Source organism: Butyricimonas muris, assembly GCF_046365375.1.
Taxonomy (GTDB): domain Bacteria; phylum Bacteroidota; class Bacteroidia; order Bacteroidales; family Marinifilaceae; genus Butyricimonas; species Butyricimonas muris.
Genome location: NZ_JBKEIT010000003.1, coordinates 528,951 through 549,377, shown reverse-complemented (window position 1 = coordinate 549,377; position 20,427 = coordinate 528,951). Strand labels below are relative to the sequence as shown.

Annotated in this window: 17 protein-coding genes; 6 read left to right on the top strand and 11 right to left on the bottom strand. The window is 45.2% G+C overall.

From position 1 onward, the window contains the following. Positions 1–73: 73 nt before the first annotated feature. From thiE to ACK8P8_RS07815, 3 genes are all read right to left on the bottom strand, one after another. A complete protein-coding gene (gene thiE / locus ACK8P8_RS07825) occupies positions 74–688 on the bottom strand; it encodes a thiamine phosphate synthase (protein ID WP_410025727.1) in 615 nt (204 codons plus the stop codon). Between the two features lies 1 nt (position 689). Then, positions 690–1,484: a hydroxyethylthiazole kinase gene (gene thiM / locus ACK8P8_RS07820; RefSeq protein WP_410025726.1), complete on the bottom strand. Its 795-nt coding sequence runs from the start codon at positions 1,482–1,484 to the stop codon at positions 690–692. Between the two features lie 142 nt (positions 1,485–1,626). After that, positions 1,627–2,811 carry a carboxypeptidase-like regulatory domain-containing protein gene (locus ACK8P8_RS07815; protein ID WP_099292414.1) on the bottom strand — a complete coding sequence of 395 codons (1,185 nt, stop codon included), beginning with the start codon at positions 2,809–2,811 and terminating at the stop codon, positions 1,627–1,629. A gap of 191 nt (positions 2,812–3,002) precedes the next feature. Here ACK8P8_RS07815 and ACK8P8_RS07810 point away from each other — a divergent pair, with 191 nt between their 5' ends. The 3 genes from ACK8P8_RS07810 to ACK8P8_RS07800 all read left to right on the top strand — a co-directional run bounded on the left by ACK8P8_RS07810 (position 3,003) and on the right by ACK8P8_RS07800 (position 4,713). Next, complete coding sequence (locus ACK8P8_RS07810) at positions 3,003–3,653, top strand: hypothetical protein (protein WP_410025725.1); 651 nt, start codon at positions 3,003–3,005, stop codon at positions 3,651–3,653. A gap of 5 nt (positions 3,654–3,658) precedes the next feature. Beyond that, positions 3,659–4,021, top strand: coding sequence for a hypothetical protein (locus tag ACK8P8_RS07805; protein WP_099292412.1), 363 nt, complete (start codon positions 3,659–3,661; stop codon positions 4,019–4,021). Between the two features lie 254 nt (positions 4,022–4,275). Beyond that, on the top strand, positions 4,276–4,713 hold the full coding sequence (locus ACK8P8_RS07800; RefSeq protein ID WP_018336301.1) for a peptidylprolyl isomerase: 438 nt from the start codon (positions 4,276–4,278) through the stop codon (positions 4,711–4,713). A gap of 61 nt (positions 4,714–4,774) precedes the next feature. On the opposite strand, the gene ACK8P8_RS07795 is transcribed toward ACK8P8_RS07800, so the two are convergent. The 3 genes from ACK8P8_RS07795 to ACK8P8_RS07785 form a co-directional block, all read right to left on the bottom strand. Next, positions 4,775–7,255 (bottom strand): heavy metal translocating P-type ATPase, encoded by a 2,481-nt coding sequence (locus ACK8P8_RS07795; RefSeq protein WP_410025724.1) that lies wholly within the window; start codon positions 7,253–7,255, stop codon positions 4,775–4,777. 74 nt (positions 7,256–7,329) lie between these two features. Beyond that, positions 7,330–7,905: an AraC family transcriptional regulator gene (locus tag ACK8P8_RS07790; RefSeq protein WP_176555067.1), complete on the bottom strand. Its 576-nt coding sequence runs from the start codon at positions 7,903–7,905 to the stop codon at positions 7,330–7,332. 159 nt (positions 7,906–8,064) lie between these two features. After that, positions 8,065–8,973, bottom strand: coding sequence for a bifunctional enoyl-CoA hydratase/phosphate acetyltransferase (locus ACK8P8_RS07785; protein ID WP_099292410.1), 909 nt, complete (start codon positions 8,971–8,973; stop codon positions 8,065–8,067). Positions 8,974–9,190: 217 nt separating this feature from the next. On the opposite strand from ACK8P8_RS07785, the gene ACK8P8_RS07780 reads away from it, so the two are divergent. Continuing rightward, positions 9,191–10,378 carry an MFS transporter gene (locus ACK8P8_RS07780; RefSeq protein ID WP_410025723.1) on the top strand — a complete coding sequence of 396 codons (1,188 nt, stop codon included), beginning with the start codon at positions 9,191–9,193 and terminating at the stop codon, positions 10,376–10,378. 57 nt (positions 10,379–10,435) lie between these two features. Here ACK8P8_RS07780 and ACK8P8_RS07775 read toward each other — a convergent pair whose 3' ends face one another. Then, a complete protein-coding gene (locus ACK8P8_RS07775) occupies positions 10,436–11,008 on the bottom strand; it encodes an adenylate kinase (RefSeq protein ID WP_099292408.1) in 573 nt (190 codons plus the stop codon). A gap of 171 nt (positions 11,009–11,179) precedes the next feature. Between ACK8P8_RS07775 and ACK8P8_RS07770 the strand changes: the two genes are divergently transcribed. Both ACK8P8_RS07770 and ACK8P8_RS07765 read left to right on the top strand, forming a co-directional pair. Further along, a complete protein-coding gene (locus tag ACK8P8_RS07770) occupies positions 11,180–13,537 on the top strand; it encodes a penicillin-binding protein 1A (protein ID WP_410025722.1) in 2,358 nt (785 codons plus the stop codon). 6 nt (positions 13,538–13,543) lie between these two features. After that, on the top strand, positions 13,544–13,810 hold the full coding sequence (locus ACK8P8_RS07765) for a hypothetical protein (RefSeq protein ID WP_141560959.1): 267 nt from the start codon (positions 13,544–13,546) through the stop codon (positions 13,808–13,810). 134 nt (positions 13,811–13,944) lie between these two features. Here ACK8P8_RS07765 and ACK8P8_RS07760 read toward each other — a convergent pair whose 3' ends face one another. The 4 genes from ACK8P8_RS07760 to ACK8P8_RS07745 all read right to left on the bottom strand — a co-directional run bounded on the left by ACK8P8_RS07760 (position 13,945) and on the right by ACK8P8_RS07745 (position 20,282). Continuing rightward, a complete protein-coding gene (locus ACK8P8_RS07760) occupies positions 13,945–15,078 on the bottom strand; it encodes a cation:proton antiporter domain-containing protein (protein ID WP_099292405.1) in 1,134 nt (377 codons plus the stop codon). Positions 15,079–15,179: 101 nt separating this feature from the next. Next, positions 15,180–17,078, bottom strand: a complete 1,899-nt coding sequence (locus tag ACK8P8_RS07755) for a BamA/TamA family outer membrane protein (RefSeq protein WP_303181559.1) — start codon at positions 17,076–17,078, stop codon at positions 15,180–15,182. A gap of 18 nt (positions 17,079–17,096) precedes the next feature. Next, positions 17,097–18,086 (bottom strand): FAD:protein FMN transferase, encoded by a 990-nt coding sequence (locus ACK8P8_RS07750; protein WP_410025721.1) that lies wholly within the window; start codon positions 18,084–18,086, stop codon positions 17,097–17,099. A gap of 6 nt (positions 18,087–18,092) precedes the next feature. Beyond that, positions 18,093–20,282, bottom strand: coding sequence for a patatin-like phospholipase family protein (locus tag ACK8P8_RS07745; protein ID WP_410025719.1), 2,190 nt, complete (start codon positions 20,280–20,282; stop codon positions 18,093–18,095). Positions 20,283–20,427 lie beyond the last annotated feature (145 nt).

Below are 20,427 nucleotides of genomic sequence, written 5' to 3'. Positions count from 1 at the left end.
AGCGCAGTATGTCTTCCCTAGTTCTTGGGTAGGATTACGATAGGATTTCAGTAGTAAAAGATTATATCTTTCTTTAGGGTATAAGACAAATCAATTCTCGTGCGGCTTTTCCCGGATCATCGGCTCCGATAATCGCGGAAATCACAGCCACGCTATCCGCCCCCGCCCGAAAGATTGAGGCTACATTGTCGGGATGAATGCCACCGATAGCCACTAACGGATGACGGGACACGGAACGAATCCATTGCAACCCGTCCAATCCCCACTCGACAATCGTATTTGTTTTCGTTACCGTGGAAAAGACAGGACTTGCCGCGATATAAGTTACATCCCACTCGTTGGCTTCAATTACCTGTTCCCGCGTTTCCACGGATAACCCGATTATTTTTCCTTTCGGCAGTAGCCGTTTCACCTGCGAATAGGGCATATCACTCTGTCCGACATGCACCCCATCGGCATCGACAGCCAGTGCCACGTCTACCCGATCGTTAATAATCAAAGGTACATGATAAGGTGTCAACAATGCTTTCAGCCGAATCGCCCGTTCAATAAAATCCCGGGTAGAGGATTCTTTTTCCCGTAATTGTACCATGGTCACGCCTCCTTTCACGGCAGCTTCAACCGTGCTGTAAAGATCTTTACCATGCAGCAAACCTTCGTCGGTCACTAAATAAAGTGGGGCATTCATATCATTCGGAAATTTGCACGCGTTGCATGAACTGCTCGCGTGTCAGATTATACATCACATCATACAAATACAATTGCAGAGTTCCGGGACCTTGTGCCATTCCGACCGCGATCTCCCCGCATATACCCATAAAAGAAGTAGCACTCACGGCAGCCATAAACTCATCTTCCGCAACAGCAGCAAATGCACCCAAGATAGCGGAAGCCGTACACCCCAGTCCGGTCACTCTCTCCATCATCGGGGAGCCATTATGCAAATAAATCACTCTCTCGCCTTGCACAACGAGATCCGTTTCCCCGCTCACGCAGACAATACACCCCACACGGGAACTCAATTTGCGGGCAGCTTCCAGACTATTCAGAGAAGACTCGATACTATCCACGCCTTTAGATTTCGTGGATAACCCTGCCATTGTCATTATTTCCGAGGCATTCCCGCGTATATACCGGGGAGTACCGGCGTTTAATATATCTTGGAGAACCTTCTTCCTAAAACTCGTGGCTCCCGCACCCACGGGATCGAGTACTACCGGATGCCCGATTTCATTCGCTTTCCGGATAGCTGCTTTCATGGATTCCACGGTAAAACGATCCAATGTCCCGATATTAATCACGGTAGCCCCACATAGCGCAACCATTTCATCAATTTCTTCCGACGCGTGTGCCATAATAGGTGAAGCACCTGCCGCCAACAGCGCGTTAGCCGTATTATTCATTACCACAGCATTCGTGATATTATGTACCAATGGAGCCTCCGCTCTCATTCGTTCGATATTATTCCAAATTTGTTCTTTCATAAGATCTGTTTATAAAGTACCTTCATGACGATATAACGAAACAAGTAAATTACAAGAGATTACAATATTTAAGTCCGAACGGACTCAATCTTAAAGCTAAAATCATTAAAGCTAAAATAAAAAGTCCCTTTTCGGGGGACTTTTATTCTTCTTCTTCCAAATATATCGTGTAACGATCCCAGAAATTCCTGTCTGTCGGAACCTCTTCAAAATACACCCGTCCGGCAATAGGAGTGGTATTGTTCACGCTAACTTTTGTCGTTTGGTATTGCATCTCTCCTTTCACACGATCGGAACCGTCCAGATAAGTATACACCATACTCACTCCACTCAAAAAGTAATAAGAACTCACTTTCTTGTAATTGGTCGTAATCGTAGCCATTACTTCGTGACGAGGACTGTTACCTGCCAGAATCAAATTTCTTCCCAAAAGATTGAACGCGGAAGAAGTGATGCGCATAACGTTTTTAATAACGGCGTAATTCTTCAATTCCACGTATATCTCTCCGCTGTATTTTGTAACGAAGGTCGTACCGGAATTCGACAAGGAAGGTTTCAGACACTCGTAAGTGACAATTTGCACGGAATCACCCTCGTACAAGAATTTACCTTTACTTTTCAATTTAAAGTCCCTATAATTCTCCAGATCCAGAATATTACGGGTATTACGAACGATATCTGCCGTGATAATGTCATCAAAGAAGATCAACCCGTCCGTGGCGGAAGTCATTTCCTCGCTGCGGCGCACCTGCGAGAAGTTATAATTCAAAGCCTTGAACGCATCCTCGACATTCGAACGCCTATAACCTTCGCTGTCATAGATATCCACGATCGCCTCTTTCGACTTTTTCTCCCCATCATTAATCCGGACGCCATATTCAAAATATCCCTCGTAGTTATAAGGACGCGGAATATAATTCCGACCGATATTATTCACCACGTTCTGTAACAATCTTTTCAAGACCAACGATTCTGCCGTTACATCCACCTCGTGAATCCCGTAGGTCATCGGTTTCAAAAATATCTGTACCTCTCCTTTATCCCTTGCCTCGTACAACTTCATCTCGTCTGAAGCATACCCCACCGCGGAAACTCTCATCATATAAGTAGCCAATCTTTCGGAAACTACCAATTCGAACCGACCGTCCATATCCGTGGCAACACCCGCAACCGTACCTAGAATCCCGATATTGGCAAATTCAATCGGTTGACGCGTAACTTCATCCAACACAACGCCCTTCACTCGTATCTTTCCGTCATTCTGAGCTTGAGCGACAAATAATACTCCAAAAAACAAAACGAGTAACGAGAGGATTTTCTTATTCATAGTATATTCTGTATTAATTTTCCAACGCAAATATATAAATAAATATGTATTTGACACACGAATTCCGTATCACGTCTTGAAGCATTAACATTAAATTAAGATTCTGCCGCCCCTATTGTTCTTTGTTATACCCAAATATTTTACTACTTTTGTCACACAACAAGAATAAAGTTCAATTTAAACATTTCAATATGAGAAAAGGATTATTTTATATATCAGGTATTTTAATATTCACGTTACTTTTCTCCTCTTGCGTTTCAAAAAAGAAATACGAGGAATTAGCCAGAGCAAAGAGAAGCGTAGACCGAGAAGTGGCAACACTTGCTAACGACAAGAAGACTCTGGAAACCGAAATGCAAAAACTCAAGGATGATTTTAATGCCGTCCGCTACCAACTGACAGCGAACAACGCGGCCAAAGATAAACAGATTGACGATCTGTACACCCAATTACGGACATTGCAAAGTAAAGAGTCCGCTTTAAAGTCCGAATTGAAAGACGTTTCCGAACAGGTAAAGTCAAAAGTAAAGGATAATGAAGGACAATTGAGCGGTTTACAACTCCAGTTGAAAAGAGCGACTGAAGAACGAGACTTACTTCAAAAACAATTGGCCGAGTACAAGACCAACGCGGATTGGGATAACCGGAAACTAAAAAATGAAGTAGAAACACTCAAGGCAAATATCAAGTTCAAGGACAGCGAAATTGCCCGATTGGAAAAAGAGATTGCCGGGGTGAAAAAACAATTGGCAGATGCTAAAAGTACATTAGCCAAGAAAACTCAGGAAGTGGAGAAACTGACGAATCAGGTAAATCTGTTGAAGAAAGAACTTTCCAAGTAATTGAAATGATTTATATTATCATCAGCATAGTAGGGCTTCTAGTAATAGTTGCCCTTTTTACATACCTTTTCAAATCAAAACAAAAGCCGGATGACACTCCGGTTGTTGTCCCTCCCGCCGACTGTTGCGGCGCTCACGCTATCTGCGAGAAAGGACTAAAGAGAGTGGATGAAAAAATAGAATACTTTGATGATGAGGAACTGGATCAATACCGGGGTATCCCCTCTGACCGATACAGCGATGAACAAATAGACCAATTCCGTGAAGTATTGTATTCCATTCAGCCGGAAGAACTGTCAGACTGGTTTATCAGCCTCGAAAAACGAGGCCTTGAATTACCCGATGTATTAAAACAAGAACTGTGTTGAATCCGTTTTTCGGATTCAACAATTTTACCCGCTTACCATCGCACAAGAGAATCACGAAATCTGCAATCACCTAATCAACGAACTCCTCCATCCTTAACGCCAGTAAACCTGCAACTTGCCGAAGGCAAATGCAACCTGTAACTTGCAACTCGCCGAAGGCGACTATATAAAATGCGTTAAATAACATTAGACGCCTTGCTTCCATTCATTTTATGACCTACATTTGCTTATGAAAATTCTAAAGCAAATTCATAATGTATAGAGCAGAAATAGAAACTGAAAAAGGTGTCATGAAAGTCCTTTTTTATGAAAAAGATGCGCCTAACACGGTTGCCAATTTTGTAAAACTAGCCAAAGAAGGTTTTTACGACGGCTTGACCTTTCATCGGGTGATTCCGGATTTCGTGATACAGGGAGGCTGCCCCAAAGGGGACGGAACCGGTGGTCCGGGATACACGATCAAGTGTGAATTAACCGGGGAAAACCAATATCACGACCGCGGAGTTTTATCCATGGCTCACGCAGGGCGGGATACCGGAGGTTCGCAATTCTTTATCTGCCACAACCGTAGAAATACCGCCCATCTGGATAGAAGACATACTTGCTTCGGTCAAGTATACGAAGGTTTGGAAGTGATTGATGCTATCCGCCAAGGGGACAAAATCATAAAAATTGTGATTACTGAAGAGTAGCCTGTGTTCTTAGTTGTTTTTAAATAATTCAGAGAAGGGGAGCGTTGTGAAACGCTCCCTTTCAGATTTTAGACATTTTGTACTCCCCAGCCTTGCTTGTAACAACTTGTTGCAATTCATCCAACGATAGTTCACCTTTCGTAAATTCAACGGTAGCTACCGGCGGCTCCAGAGTTACAACGGCTTTCACTCCGTCAATACTATTAAGGGCATTTTCTACATGAGTACGACAATGATTGCACATCATCCCCTCCACCTTAAATTTCTTTTCCATAGCTTTTTCTTTTACGTGTTCTACTTCATTTATATATTCATTGTTATTATTTCGATTCGCAGTTATACTTATTTTTTTCCGTTTCAAACGCAGACTGTTACTCACGACGCTCACGCTGCTGAATGCCATTGCCGCCCCCCCGATCATCGGGTTAAGCAGGAAACCGTTTATCGGATAGAGAATACCTGCCGCGATGGGGACACCTATCAAGTTATAGATAAACGCCCAAAACAAGTTCTCACGAATTGTCTTCACGGTCAATCGCGACAAACGGATGGTTTCCGGAATCTTCATCAAATCGGAGGAAAGGATCGTGACCATGGCTGTTTCCATGGCAATATCACTGCCTTTTCCCATGGCAATACTTAAATCCGCTTGTGCCAATGCCGCGCTATCATTGATACCGTCCCCGACCATAGCGACTTTCCGACCTTCTTGTTGCAACTGTTTAACGAAAATAGCTTTCTCTTGTGGCAATATACCTGATTTATAATGCTTGATACCGGTCTTCCGTGCTATTTCTTTGGCTGTCGCGGCATTATCTCCTGTCAACATATAGACCGTCAACCCCATCTTATGTAATTGGGAAATAGCTTGTAATGATGTATCTTTTATCTTGTCTGTTATCCCCATCACGGCAAGGGCTTCGGCTGAATTGCCGAACCAAATGACCGTTTGAGCATCTTTAAGCCAGCTTTCCGCTTTTTGTTCCAACTCTTTATCGACAGACACACCGTTATCCCGGAGTAATTCGGGAGTCCCGACATAATAAGTTTCATCATTCCATTGCCCTTTTATTCCTCTACCCGGAATACTTTCAAATCCCGTGACCGGAACAGATATTTCATCCCCCAATTCATTGACTATCGCTTCCGCTAGCGGGTGTTCCGACAATCGTTCCAGACTATACAATACCTTGCGAGAGTCTTCCGCACCCTCCTTCCATTGAGCGTTCACAACGACAGGATGCCCTTCCGTGATCGTTCCCGTTTTATCCAGCACGATCGTGTCTACTTTCCGGGCGACCTCCAAACTCGTGGCATCCTTTATCAAAATACCATGCTCTGCCCCCTTGCCTATTCCCACGATAAGTGCCGTCGGGGTAGCTAATCCCAAGGCGCACGGACAAGCAATAATCAGTACGGTAACCATAGCCAGTAAGCCGTGAGTAAAACCGCCCGCCGGGGCAAATATCCACCATGCGGCGAATGACAGTACAGCGATACCGATAATGACGGGTACAAAAATACCCGCTATCTTATCGACCATTTTCTGCACGGGTGCTTTACTCCCCTGTGCATCCTGCACCATACGGATAATTTGTGCCAACATAGTATCGGAACCCGTCTTGTCCGTGGTAAAATGAAAAGCACCTTTCTGGTTAATCGTTCCGGCATAGACCTTCTCTCCCGACCGCTTGCGTACAGGAACAGGCTCACCGCTAAGCATACTTTCATCCACGAATGACTCTCCGCTAAGGACAGTCCCGTCCACGGCTATACGTTCACCGGGTTTTACCGCGATGGTATCACCCACGCGTGCTTCCTCAATCGGTACTGTTCTTTCTCCCGATTCCGTGACAATGGTTATTGTCTTCGGTTGTAAACCCATCAACTTCTTAATGGCCGTCGACGTATTCTGTTTCGCTCGCTCTTCCAGTAAACGCCCCAATAATATAAAAGCAATGATAACACTCGCCGCCTCGAAATAAAGGTGAGGTGTTACCCCCCTCAACAGCCAGAAATCGGGAAACAACAGATTAAAGACACTAAATAAATAGGCAATCCCCGTGCTGATGGCAACCAGAGTATCCATATTTGAAGTACCATGACGCAATTGCTTCCACGCGTTGATATAGAACCTACGTCCCAAACCTAAAACGGCAACCGTGGAAAGTATCCACAAGACATATTTCATGTAAGGATAATCAATAAAGAACATACTAATAAACATGATAGGAACGGACAAGACCACGGCACTCCACGTTTGGATTTTCAACTGCCGATACTTTTTCTCGCGTGCTTGCCCGACCTCTTCGTCGGTAGATTGATTTTCAGATACCAACAAATCGTATCCCGCATTTTGTACCGCATTTTTCAAAGATGAAACGGAACATTCATCGGGATTGTAAACCACTTGCGCACTAGCTGTCGCATAGTTTATATTCGCCTCATACACTCCGGGCTGTGCGTTCAAGACTTTATCCACCCGAGCCGCACAAGATGCACAACTCATCCCTACTACCGGAAATATTTTTTTAGTTTTCATACGCTTTACCTTTTTTCTTTATACAAAGGTAAACCATATCATCCCCCGGATTGTTACAAAATTATGGATATAATTTACACTTTATCCAAAGGTTCCCGTCCATGTTCCTTCAAACGTTTAAATTCGCTCGGTGACATTCCGGTCACGTTGCGGAATTGAGTGCTCAAGTGTGCCACGCTCGAATATTGAAGTTTATCGGCAATCTCACTGATCGAGAGTTCATCATAAAACAGTAATTCTTTGATCCGTTCCACCTTTTGAGCGATATAATATTTCTCTATGCTGATTCCGTTCATTTCGGTGAACAGCTTACTTAGAAAACTGTAGTCATAATGGCATTTCTCTTTCAAATACTCCGACAACTTCAACTTGGAGAGATTACCTTCATAATGCACCAACTGAATGATAGAAGTCCGTATCTGCTCGATGATACGTTGCCGTTTATCGTCTATCAATTCAAATCCATACTCTTCAAGCGCCTTCCTAATCACTTCCCGATCATCCGATGTCAATTCCTCTTTCACGACAGCCGTGCCCAAATCCACTTGTAGCGGGGTAAACTGCAAATCTTTAAGAATCTGTTTTATAACCAAAATACAACGGTTACAAACCATATTCTTGATAAAAATCACGTGTTTTTGTTCTTCCATGATATAAGTTTATAAAGTTCATAAGGTTTATAAAGTTACAGGAGTCCTTTGGACAATGTTTATCGGCAGTATTGCTGCCGTGAGCAAAGTGCCTGCGGGGTCAATATACTTTATAAACTTTATGAACTTTACAAACCTTATGAACTCTTTAGTTTTAAATTATTTAGCGAAAAGAGCAGCCAACGCTATTGAATTTAACTTGGCATCCACGCTGTCACCTCTGGAAGACAATACACTCGGAGCGGTAGCTCCAACAAGAATAGCGCCTTGACGAGCGTTTGCCAGCTTGGTATTGGTCTTGTAGAATACATTACCGGCCTCGATATTCGGGAATACCAGACAGTCGGCATCACCGGCAACCGGAGAATTAATCTTCTTGATCTCGGCAGCCTCTTTGTCGATAGCCACATCCAATGCCAACGGACCGTCGATATCAATATTGCCCAATTGACCTCTTTCTCCCATTTTAGCCAGAATTGCAGCATCAGTAGTAGATTCCACTTTAGGTAATACTTGTTCCGTAGCGGAGATCATAGCTACTTTCGGACGTTGCACACCAAGAGCATTAGCAATTTGAGAAACGTATTTCACGATAGCCATCTTCTGTGAAAAATCGGGAGCGGGAATAATTGCAGCATCACCGAATACCAACAATTTGTGATAATTCGGACATTCCATTACTACTACGTGTGACAACGTTGCTTTCGGGGGTAATAAACCACAATCTTTATTCAAAATCGCACGCATATATTTGTCCGTGCTGACCAATCCTTTCATGATAAAATCAGCCTCTTTCTCACGTACCATTTGTACTGCTTTAGCAGCAGCTTTCGTATCAACAGGCTCATGCACAATCTTGAAACGAGAAATATCGAAACCGTGTTCCGCGCATACCTTCTTGATTTCATTCTCGTCGCCGCACAATGTAGCTTCCACGATACCTAATTCAACCGCCTTATTTACAGCCTCGATAGAATGGCTGTCATTCGCGTACGCCACAACCAGACGTTTCTTTTTTGAGTTAGCTTTTAATGCCTCGTAAATGTCATCGATTTTTTGTATTGCCATGACAAACTTATTTTTACTAATTAGTGATTTATGTTTTTAATTTGGAAGCAAAAATAACGCTTTTTGAATAAAACAGAAACAAAAACCAGCTTTTTGATATTAATTTCTAAATTTACCAGTCGCTTGATGCTAACGTTTCCGGTCAAGAGCATTAAATTTCATTTTAATTCTCCATTTTCAAGTTTCAATTCGTTACTTTTGCCTCTTGAAATAAAAAATGAATAGCGTGTCGTTTAGAAAAAATATCATCGCCCTTTACCTGATCAAGGTTTCCAAATGGTTTACCTTGGTGATGCCTATCATTGTCTTGTTTTACAAGGAATGCGGGCTTGATTTGGCTGATATTTTCATCTTGAAGAGCGTCTATTCCATTGCCATGGTATCCTTGGAGATCCCCACTGGATACCTTGCCGATGTTTGGGGAAGAAGGAATTGCTTGATTGCCGGGTGTATCCTTTGTTTCTTCGGTTTTACCAACTACTCCCTCGCGGACACGTTTGTCGCGTTCTTCATATCGGAAATCCTGCTCGGTTTCGGTCAGAGTCTGGTATCGGGTGCCGATTCGGCACTGCTTTACGACACGATGATTCATTACCGTAAAGAAGAAAGTTACTTGAAATACGAGGGACGTGTAACCATGATCGGTAATTTCTCGGAAGCCTTTGCCGGTATTTTCAGCGGGCTGTTGGCGACCTATTCCCTACGTCTTCCTTTCTACGTGCAAAGCGGGATTGCCTTTATCGGTATTCCGGCAGCCTTTATGCTCACGGAACACGCGGCAAAGACAAGAATAGAAAACTCGTTTGCCAATATCGTGAAAATCATCAAATATTCCCTCTTCACCAACAAAGAACTATGTTATAATATCATGTTTTCCGGTGTCATCGGGGCTGCCACGCTGACCATGGCGTGGTTTGTACAACCCTTACTGATAGAACTGGATACTCCGACCTCTTGGTTCGGCATCATCTGGACGATATTGAACCTGACCGTGGGTATATCGGCACTCTACTCCGACCGACTGGACCAAAAACTGGGAAGCAACAGGATGTACGCATTTATCCTGTTCTTTATCATAGGGGGATACGTGGCGGTATCGTTCAACATATCTTACACGGGATTGGTATTCCTTTTCTTTTTTTATATCGTGAGAGGATTTGCCACCCCCATTCTAAAAGGATATATCAACCAGATCACGTTCTCCGAAATGCGGGCAACGGTTCTCTCTATCCGGAATTTCGTTATCCGTTTAATGTTTGCAGCCATGGCTCCGCTCGTGGGATGGCTACATGACCTGTATTCCCTTTCCGTGGCATTGCAAGCCACGGCTGTCATTATTTTTATTCCCGGACTATTATTCCTTATCTTACAGTGGCATTATAAGCCGCAAGAACCCGGGATATAATAAAAAAGCGATTGAAACACAGTTATTTCAATCGCTTTTTTATTTATCTTACTTGCTTTACTTTACCCCTTCCAAAATACCCGCAATGGATTGGAAAACCTCTTCTACCGTGGCAAAGCCATTTACTGTATGATGCTTTTTCTGGTTCTTGTAGTGGTCGGCAACCGGCAAAGTCTTCGCCTTGTATTCCCGAAAACGATTCTCGATAACCTCTTCATTATCATCGGAACGTCCCTCTATCTTCGCACGCTCTAACATACGGCGCATTAACTCATCGTGAGGAACATCAATACTAATTAAAGCACTCAACGGATGTCCCGTTTTTGCAAGCATTTCGTCAAGAATCTCGGCTTGTCTGACAGTTCTTGGGAAACCGTCGAACAAAAATCCGTTTACATCCTTATGATGTTCTATACTATTCACGATTAACGCTACCACGAACTCGTCGGATAATAACTCGCCTTTATTAATTATTCCGGCGGCCATTTTACCAAAATCCGAACCTTCGGCAATTTCTTTACGAATCATGTCCCCCGTGGACAGATGAGCCAAATTGTACTTCTCGACAATCTTCTTTGCCTGAGTTCCTTTTCCGGCTCCCGGAGGGCCAAACAACGCGATATTCAGCATGACAATATACTTTTGTTTCTTTTTACGTAGTTAATTTGTTATTTATTTCGTTTTTGTAAACTGTGCCACAAAGGTATATTTAAATCCCTATGAAAAAAGGAAATATCGAAATAATTTTTCATCCGTAAAATAAAAATATATTTCTACTTTTACACCGCAAATAAACACGTGATGGAGAAAAGAAAAAAAGTACAAAAAAGGAAACCCAAGAAACAGAAAAAGAGCTTCTTAAAGCGAGTCGTCAAAACCTTGCTTTTAACCGCTTTGCTATGTGTTTTTCTGGTCGGTCTGTTCGTGTGTTGTGTTTATTACGGCATGTGGGGTAAAATCCCGGATTATCAGGATTTAAGGGAGATACGGAATTTCGAGGCTTCCTCCCTGTACAGTTCGGACGGCGAATTGCTTGGAAAATATTACGTGGAGAACCGCACGAATGTCCCGTTCGGCGAAATTTCCCGCAATGCAGTTAATGCCCTGATTGCAACCGAAGATGTCCGCTTTTATGAACACAAGGGATTTGACAAAATCAGCATGCTCCGCGTTCTCTTCAAGACACTGTTACTCGGTGACAGAAGTTCCGGTGGCGGCAGCACAATCAGCCAGCAGTTGGCAAAGAACCTTTTCCCCCGCGAATACCGGAGCAGTCTGATGCTTCCGGTCATCAAAATCAAAGAAATCATCACCGCCCACCGGTTGGAAAAACTGTACTCGAAAGACGAGATACTCACTTTATATTTGAACACCGTATCCTTCGGGGAAGGAACATTCGGCATCGAGAGTGCCGCGCAAAAATACTTCTCCACGACGGCAACACAACTCACAATTCCGGAAGCCGCCACGTTGATAGGTTTATTAAAAGGTCCCTCCTACTACAATCCCCGCGTACATCCCGACCGTATGTTACAACGGCGCAACACGGTGATTGCCCAAATGGAGAAATACGATTACCTCACGGAAGCCGAGGCCGAGCAACTGAAAAAGGAGAAGCTGGAACTCCGTTACAAACCCTTGAATCATTATTCGGGATTAGCCCCCTACCTGCGTGAACAAATCAGGCAGGATGCCATGAAGCTGATTGCCAAATACAACGAGGCAAACAGCACGAATTACAATTTATACAAGGACGGTCTGATTCTCACCACGACGATTGATGCCGAGATGCAACGTTACGCGGAAGACGCCATGCACACCCACATGAAATCTTTGCAAAACTCTTTCTACACGCATTGGGACAAACAAGACCCGTGGTATAAAGAACCCGATATCCTCGATAAAGCCATCCGGGAAAGCACAGCTTACAAATCACTGAAACAACAGGGATTGGGCGAAAAAGCCATTCTTGCCGCTCTAAACGAGAAGAAATGCATGACTATTTACAGCGCCTATCAAGGAGAGGTGGAAATGCAGATGTCCCCGATCGACTCCATTAAGCACTACTTGAAAATACTTCACCCCGGCATGATCGCCATAGAGCCGCATACCGGAAAAGTAAAAGTATGGATTGGCGGATTGGACTTCAAGTATTTCCAGTACGATCAAGTACTGGCGCCACGTCAAGTGGGTTCAGTCTTTAAACCTGTCGTTTACAGTGCCGCCGTTGAGCATGGAGCCCGAGTGGATGCCTATTACAAGGATGAACAAAAAAGCTACCCGGAATATGACAACTGGACTCCCCGGAACTCGAACAACCGATACGGGGGATTCTACACGCTGAAAGGGGCATTAAGTCAATCTATCAACACGATAGCCGTGGAAGTACTTCTCCAGACGGGAATAGATACCACGATAGCACATGCCCGCCGTCTGGGAATACAAAGCGACCTGCCCGCTGTTCCTTCCATAGCCTTGGGTGCGGCGAACATTCCGTTAAAAGAAATGGTTCTCCCCTATTTATGTTATGCAAACAACGGGGTTCTCACGGAACCTTACTATTTGGTTTCGATCAAAGACCGGGAAGGACGGATTATATACGAGGCGGAACCTCCCCGCAAAGAACGGGTTTTACCCTCCGGAGAAGCTCACTTGATGTCATCCATGCTCACGGCTGTCATTCAAGAAGGAACCGGCAAGCGCCTTATCAATAATTACGGATTGAATATGGCTATCGCCGGAAAGACCGGAACCACCCAGAATCAAGCCGACGGCTGGTTTATCGGTTACACCCCCCGCATCGTCGTGGGGATACGCGTCGGGGCGAACAACTCCCGCATCCATTTTAAATCTACCTCTTTGGGACAAGGTGCGAACATGGCACTCCCCATCTTCGGTTTGTTCATGCAGGATTGTTTGAAGAGCAGCACGTACAGCTATTGGGAGAATCTCTCGTTCCCCGTACCGCCTATGAGTACTCAAAAAGAACTGGAAGTCCCCACCTTTAAAGAAAATATAAATATACTGGATAGATTGACTAACCGGAAGCTTGAAAAAGTGAAACACCACGAAGAAGTCGCCCCCGAAACGGAGCAACCGAAAAAGAAAGGTTTCTTCAAGAAAATCGGCGACCTGTTCAAGAAAAAAGATAAAAAATAAACGCAAATGAAAAATATAGACAAAACCTCTCTAATCATATCGCTCGTCGCTCTTGTTGCGGCATTCAGTATCATTTCCATCATCGCGTCCCCAACCGAAGTACGCTTCTCGTGGCAAGGAATAAACCCGTGGAACACGGTAAGAGCGGTTCCGTTGATGTTCAAACGGTTTATAGACATCGACAACCGAATCATCTACACAATATCCGTGTTACTTATCGCCTACTTGTGGTGGAGAATGTACGCCTTAATCAAGAAAATAAAGAACAACTGATTGATTTATGATTTCTCGATTTACGATTGACACTCTAACCTAATTGATAACCAACAAGTTATTAATTAATTTCCGTTCAAATCATTAAATTCCTAAATCTAAAATCAAGAAATCTAAAATCATAAATCCAAAAACTATTCTTTAACCCCATACACGCTCTGCGAGATACGTTTCACGGCAACCACGAAGAATCCGGTCAACACGAGATTCAGCACCAGACTAAGGATAGAGATAATCAATGCCGGACCGCCCAACTGGTAACCCATGGCAATCACGATAATCCCCGCTCCCACTTCACCGCGGGTAAACATACCGATTGACAGAGCCAACCGTTCCTGTATCTTCCGGTCACGATAGAAAAACAGCGGGAACATCTTTCCCAGATTAGAAAGCACCGTCACGACAATCACGTGAAAGATAAGCACCCCCCACCCGGGCATACTGTCGCCTCCGGTTTCCAGACCGATAAAGATCGGCGTACTCAATCCCACGAGGAACATAAACAAGTAGGAAATAAAGCTGGACGCCCTCTCTTCCTCGCGCGAATGCTTGTGAACCGTCTTCATCACCATCCCCAGCACGAAAGCGGGCAACAACACCTCGATATGAATTGCCCCGTCCTGTCCCATGAGCGATTTCGTGATCAGGTACACGCTCTCGAACGCTGCCACGATACACACGGAATAAAGCAAAATAGCCCTCCACGACTGTGGCAGATTTAGCGAACTCAAACGCTTCCACCCGAAGATCAGAAGCACGCAAACGACCAGTATAATCACGAACAACTGCCACTTGAAACCAATCATTAATATCTGCAAGGGAATCATCAAAAGAATCGTATCCAAATCGTCAAATATGGCAAGTACCTGTGTCTTCTTGTAAATCCACTCCCGTTTCAGTCCGGCGGCAGCCAGCATCGTGAACAATATTCCTGCCGACGTCGGGGCGGCAAACCGGCTGATCAGCAAATTATTCTGCCACGAAAGCCCCGTGTCCAAAAAGAAAATATAATAGAAAGCGATCAGTAACCAAGGTACGGCGGCAGTCGCCATGGCGATAAAATAATCGGTGGTATAAGATCTCCATTTCGTCTTATCCAACTCGAACTCCCGTCCGACGTTTATCATGATAAACGCAAGGCAGATAAACATCAGCCATTTACATACACTATAAAAACTCCCGTACATTTCTCCCATGGCGGACGGGAGTATTTGAGAAAAAAATAAGCCGCAAAGTAAAAAAATAGAAAACAAAAAAACCTTCTTCATCCTCTCCAAATTAATTTACCGCAAAGATACAACTTCTCGGGGAATTTCGGAAGCCTATTTAAAACGAATCTAGTTAAAAAGTGTATCGAAATACCGTTGATCTACTCGTATTTAATCGCGTCCGGTTTATAGACACGGTAATCATAAAACCCTGTTTTCCGTCGGCTAGAGGCATCCACCTCGATCAAGTGGGCGTCAGGCGGAACCTTCGGGTAAAAAGCAAAACGTATGCTTAAATTCTTTAGAATCAAATTATCATTACGCAAATTCAGACTGAACCCAATCCCCCAGTACGACTGACTTTTAAATATCGATTTATCCTCTCTGGCAAGTACCCCCCAATCCACGAAAGTAGTCACAGATGCCCGGAATCCCCGCTTGATATACGGCAGGAAAAGTGTTGTCGACACGGAACCGGAAAGACGTTGTTTACCCCGTATCGTATCGGTATCGAAACCCCGTATATTCGCGTCTTCGAAATAGATATAATCGTCTGGATTCCGCTTGAATCCCAGCACGTAATCCATGTTACTGTAAAAACGTAACCGATACCGGGACAACTCGTACAGCGGGCTAATAAACTGCGCCCCGGCCTTAAACACGCCGCTTTCCGCCGTGTAGCCGTTCCAGAAAGAACCCAATGCCGCGTACCACGAGTAAAAGTTATCCTTGTATTTGTCAAACCACGAGTAATGCCATTCTGTGCCGAGATAACCGTACTCCGTGAAATCACTTTTCTCGTAACCGAAAAGCAACGTGCCGGACAAACCGGAAGGGATATCCTCCGTGCGCCCGAAATCATAGATCAAGTTCGCTTTAAAATACTTTATTTTCGTGAATGTCAAAGCCCCCATGATCCGGTTACGGTCGTAATAAAAATGATTCGAATCACTCGTTACTTGCGGACGATCCACGAACTTGGTCCCCGTGTAACGTCCCGTCAGGTAAAATATCCGGTTATAACTGAATTTCTCGTTCAAGTAAAAAGATGTCCCTCCCCAAAAATCCCATAACTGGTAATTAAACGACTCTATCGGCTTCGTGATATCCCTGTCCACCAACGTTTTGGACGAGTACACCCGGCTAAAAGCAGCTCCCCCCGCCCATTTCGTCTTGTATGTCAGGAATCGTTTATCCATTTGCACGCGCAAAACTTCTTGATTAAAGGTATTCTCGTACATCCCGTAGAAATCCATGTGCGTTCCCACGACATTCGCCGCCTTGTACTCGATCAGATTTCCCCACTTCTGGTCTTTACGCCCACGGTAACTGGCCTCGTAATGTACCATATGCCCCAACTTGAACAAGTTCTTGGTTTCGATACCCATGTCCACGGAATTCAAGAAATTACTCCACACTTCTCCCGTCCACGAGAACTCGTCCTTGCACACCACCACCAGATCGACCATCGTCGTGTCGCCCGCCACTCGCTCGATCCCTATCAAAGCATCATCGACATTGGACATTTCCTTCAGCAATTGCTCGTTCTGAACCAACTCGAAGGGATCGATATACATCCCCGGCTTCACCGTCATTTGCTTTTTAATCACCCGCTCGGCGGACTTCTGGTGAATGGAATTGGCGAGGGCAAGAATCCACTGCAAGCTATCCTGCCCGTAAGTAATCGTGTCATTGACACTCGTCCCGAAAGGAGGCAACACTTTGACACGAATCTCCCGGATCATTTTTCCCCGGTACGGCTTATAACGGTCTTCACTATTCTCCGTTTCAACAATATCGATATTATATTTCCGGGGATTAACGAATATCATCTTGTAAAGCTCCTTCGTCCATTTACGACGGTAAGCCACCTTTTTAATCTTGGAATACTCGTACCGGAGTGTGTCTTGAATCAGACTATCGGGCAGGAAGATTTTACTGTTTTGTTTCACAGTGTCCCGCGATAGCGACAAGCATGCGTTTCCTGATAAAGGTCTCGCTCCGGCGCGACTTTCCACGAGTAAAACCCATGCTAGAACCAATATCAATAAACGAATCATTACTTTCACCTGACAGAACTAATCTTTCAATATCAATGTTTTCAACTTTTCAGACACCCACACTTCACGCTCTCCCTGTTCATTTTGATATATAAAACAAGCCTCCACGCTAGGATTGGCCTCCACTATTTCCTTCGCTTTCTCCATACCCAGCACCATAAAAGCCGTGGCGTAAGCATCCGCTTCCATACACGTGGGAGCGTACACGGAAGCCCCCAGTATATCCTGTTGGACAGGAAAACCCGTCTTGGGGTTTATCGTGTGGGAATATTTTTTCCCGTCCACGACGTAAAACCTGCGATAATTACCCGATGTCGCCAACGCACCCTCTCCCATTTCCAGCACGAATTGCAACTCCCTGCGAGAAGCCGCCTCGTCATCTATCGGTTTGTCGATACCGATATGCCACGGGCGGGATTTATTACTTTGTCCCTTCACCCGGACCTCCCCGCCAATCTCCACCATGTAATCCCGGACACCTTGCCCCTCGAGAAACTCCGCTACCAGATCCACGCCCAACCCTTTGGCTATCGAACTGGCATCCATCTGGATTCCCTCGACCGCCTTGACAAGCCGACCGTCCTCTATTTTCAACTTCTCCATCCCCACGTATCGCAGCAACGAGTCCACTTTCTCCGCCGACGGCAACCGCTCGTTCTTGTAACCGAACCCCCACGCGTTCACCAGCGGTGCCACGGTGATGTCGAATGCACCCCCTGTCTTCGCGTGTATCTCTGCCGCCTTCGCGAACAATCTCACGAACAGCGAATCCGTCCGGTCTGTCTCCCCCCGGTTCAAGCGGGCTATCGTCGATTTCTTGTTAAACATGGAAAGCGATTCGTTCACGCACTCCATCTCCCGGCGTATCTCCGCCGCGTAATCCTTGTCACTCTTGTAAGATATATGATAGGTAGTACCGTACACCGTTCCCTCGGTGAACCGGTACATGTTCCGTTGACATCCCGCGCATGCTATTAACACGCAAATAATAATCCCCAATCTCTTCATAAAACCTTAAAAGTAATATCCCAAATTAAAGTAGAACCCTAGTTTCTTCGACCAATCCGACAGCGAGAAAGTGACGTCAATCGGTCCCACGAAACTATCGTACGAGTATCCCACGCCCCCGCCAATAATATCATCGCCCCCGAACACGTCAAAGAAATTGGCATCCTGCTTGGCGTAATTCCCGGACAAAGATATATAATGATTCCGCCCGAGATTATAGCGCAACATGATTTTAGCCACCACCAGCGAATTGTCGAATATCTCCAGATGCTGGATACCGAGGAACGGCAACTGCTGGTCGACATACCGTCCGGCAACGTCACCTCCCATGCAATTCAAGTAAGAATAAGGGATATTATTCCCGATCAATACCCGACCGTATATCGAGGGAATAAACTTCACGCGCCGGGTAATGGACAACACGCTCTCGAAATCCAAACCGATTGCCGAGAACGGCGCACCGTCATTGTACGTCAGGAAATTATCCGTGTAAAGCGAGTAATCGACTTTCAACGAGATCCCTCTCGTGGGGTAATAACGCTTGTCGAATGTTTCCAGATGCGCCAACCCATAGTAGCTGAAAAAACCTTCCGGTTTTACCCTAATATTATGATCCCGATCCGAGAACAGGAACGACTCGTAATTGAAATACTCGTAACGCGCCCCGATCTGCATCTTGAAATTCCGGAAATAAATATCCGAACCGCCCAACTCCACCTTGTGGTAAGCGTACTCTATATTATCCTGCTTTTTCCCCTTGTGGTAAATATCCAGATTATTATACTTGAACGTGTACCCCAGCTCGAACCTCCGCAGGAAAGTATTCCCGAGGGAATAATTCAACTTCACGTAAGGATTCATACTCAATCGCCCGGTCAGCGAAAGGCGGGACCCCCGCAACTCCTTGTGCGATATCGTCGTGTTCAACAATATCGCCGCCATCTCCTCCGAGTCGAAACGGAACCCGAGATTCAACGAACTCATGGGCTTCTGTTTCAGAATCAGTTCCAAGTCATACACCGGTCCCCCGCTCAACTTGTAGCTCACGCTAGAGAAAGCCCCGATACCGTACAACTCGGCTATCGCGTGATGCAGGTCATTTAACGTGATGCGGCTATAATTCTTGATCCGTATCTTCTTTCTCAACCATTTCTCGTCCCGCGCGTCAATCCCCGTCAAATGTACTTCATCTATCGTGAGCGTATCGTTCAGAAGCACCACTTTATCCTCCGTATCCGCGGCATTCTTACTCTCCGGTATTCCCAGTTCGCGTTTCAGCTTCATCAACTCGTCCCATTGGGCACGGGCAACTTCTTCCCCCCGCATAATCAAAGTATCGACTGCCCGGGTCGAGAAACTGGCGGCAGAGTACGGGTACACGTCCGGTTTTATATACACGTTTACCATCTTCTTGTTTTCCTCGTACTTCTGGATTCCCAGAAACGAGGTCATCTGGTCGATAATTCCCGTCACCGACTCCAGACCGGAAGCGTCTTTCAATTCCGCCTGCACGTCCACCCCGATGATAATATCAGCACCCATTTCTTTCGCTATATCCACCGGGAAATTATTCGATATTCCCCCGTCTACCAGCACCATCCCGTCCCTTCTCACCGGGGCGAACACCCCCGGGATAGCCATACTCGCGCGCATGGCAAGCGGCAAAGTCCCGCGATCCTGCACCACCTCCTTGCCGTCCACCAGATTACTTGCCACGCAAGCGAACGGGATCGGCAACCGGTGGAAATCAAGCGAATCGTGATACCCTATCGTCAAATCGGAAAACAGGTTGAATATATTCTGTCCGCTGATAAACCCCGACGGGATCTTCAGCTCGCGATTGTTCTTAATCGGCACGGAAACAAGATATTTCTCCGTTTCCTCTTTCTCCGAGAAAGGCAGGTTATAACGATACACTTTATCACTCAACAAAAACATCCAGTCCTGCGCCCTCACCAGACTATCCATCGTGCGCGCGTCATAACCGATCGAGTACAAAGCCCCCACGAGAGCCCCCATACTCGTGCCTGCGATATAATCTATCGGGATACCCGCCTCTTCCAGCACCTTCAACACACCGATATGCGCCACTCCTTTCGCCCCGCCGCCACTTAACACCAACCCCACCTTTTTGCGCTGCGCCTGAACATCCAATACAAGAAATAATACAAGAAGAAAAACCAAAGACCGCTTCATAGTTTATTAAGTTTTGCCTTCGGCAAAAGTTGCAAGTTGCATTTGCCTTCGGCAAGTTATAAAATCACTCAAAAATACTTATTTCCCGGGAATAATCAAAATAAAGTTTCGCCGCGGGTAAAACTTTATTTTGGTTGTAACCTGC

Excerpts from the sequence above, each read along its gene's own strand:
- thiE (WP_410025727.1), bottom strand. The coding sequence starts at position 688 with ATGAATGCCCCACTTTATTTAGTGACCGACGAAGGTTTGCTGCATGGT.
- thiM (WP_410025726.1), bottom strand. The coding sequence starts at position 1,484 with ATGAAAGAACAAATTTGGAATAATATCGAACGAATGAGAGCGGAGGCT.
- ACK8P8_RS07815 (WP_099292414.1), bottom strand. The coding sequence starts at position 2,811 with ATGAATAAGAAAATCCTCTCGTTACTCGTTTTGTTTTTTGGAGTATTA.
- ACK8P8_RS07810 (WP_410025725.1), top strand. The coding sequence starts at position 3,003 with ATGAGAAAAGGATTATTTTATATATCAGGTATTTTAATATTCACGTTA.
- ACK8P8_RS07805 (WP_099292412.1), top strand. The coding sequence starts at position 3,659 with ATGATTTATATTATCATCAGCATAGTAGGGCTTCTAGTAATAGTTGCC.
- ACK8P8_RS07800 (WP_018336301.1), top strand. The coding sequence starts at position 4,276 with ATGTATAGAGCAGAAATAGAAACTGAAAAAGGTGTCATGAAAGTCCTT.
- ACK8P8_RS07795 (WP_410025724.1), bottom strand. The coding sequence starts at position 7,255 with ATGAAAACTAAAAAAATATTTCCGGTAGTAGGGATGAGTTGTGCATCT.
- ACK8P8_RS07790 (WP_176555067.1), bottom strand. The coding sequence starts at position 7,905 with ATGGAAGAACAAAAACACGTGATTTTTATCAAGAATATGGTTTGTAAC.
- ACK8P8_RS07785 (WP_099292410.1), bottom strand. The coding sequence starts at position 8,973 with ATGGCAATACAAAAAATCGATGACATTTACGAGGCATTAAAAGCTAAC.
- ACK8P8_RS07780 (WP_410025723.1), top strand. The coding sequence starts at position 9,191 with ATGAATAGCGTGTCGTTTAGAAAAAATATCATCGCCCTTTACCTGATC.
- ACK8P8_RS07775 (WP_099292408.1), bottom strand. The coding sequence starts at position 11,008 with ATGCTGAATATCGCGTTGTTTGGCCCTCCGGGAGCCGGAAAAGGAACT.
- ACK8P8_RS07770 (WP_410025722.1), top strand. The coding sequence starts at position 11,180 with ATGGAGAAAAGAAAAAAAGTACAAAAAAGGAAACCCAAGAAACAGAAA.
- ACK8P8_RS07765 (WP_141560959.1), top strand. The coding sequence starts at position 13,544 with ATGAAAAATATAGACAAAACCTCTCTAATCATATCGCTCGTCGCTCTT.
- ACK8P8_RS07760 (WP_099292405.1), bottom strand. The coding sequence starts at position 15,078 with ATGAAGAAGGTTTTTTTGTTTTCTATTTTTTTACTTTGCGGCTTATTT.
- ACK8P8_RS07755 (WP_303181559.1), bottom strand. The coding sequence starts at position 17,078 with ATGATTCGTTTATTGATATTGGTTCTAGCATGGGTTTTACTCGTGGAA.
- ACK8P8_RS07750 (WP_410025721.1), bottom strand. The coding sequence starts at position 18,086 with ATGAAGAGATTGGGGATTATTATTTGCGTGTTAATAGCATGCGCGGGA.
- ACK8P8_RS07745 (WP_410025719.1), bottom strand. The coding sequence starts at position 20,282 with ATGAAGCGGTCTTTGGTTTTTCTTCTTGTATTATTTCTTGTATTGGAT.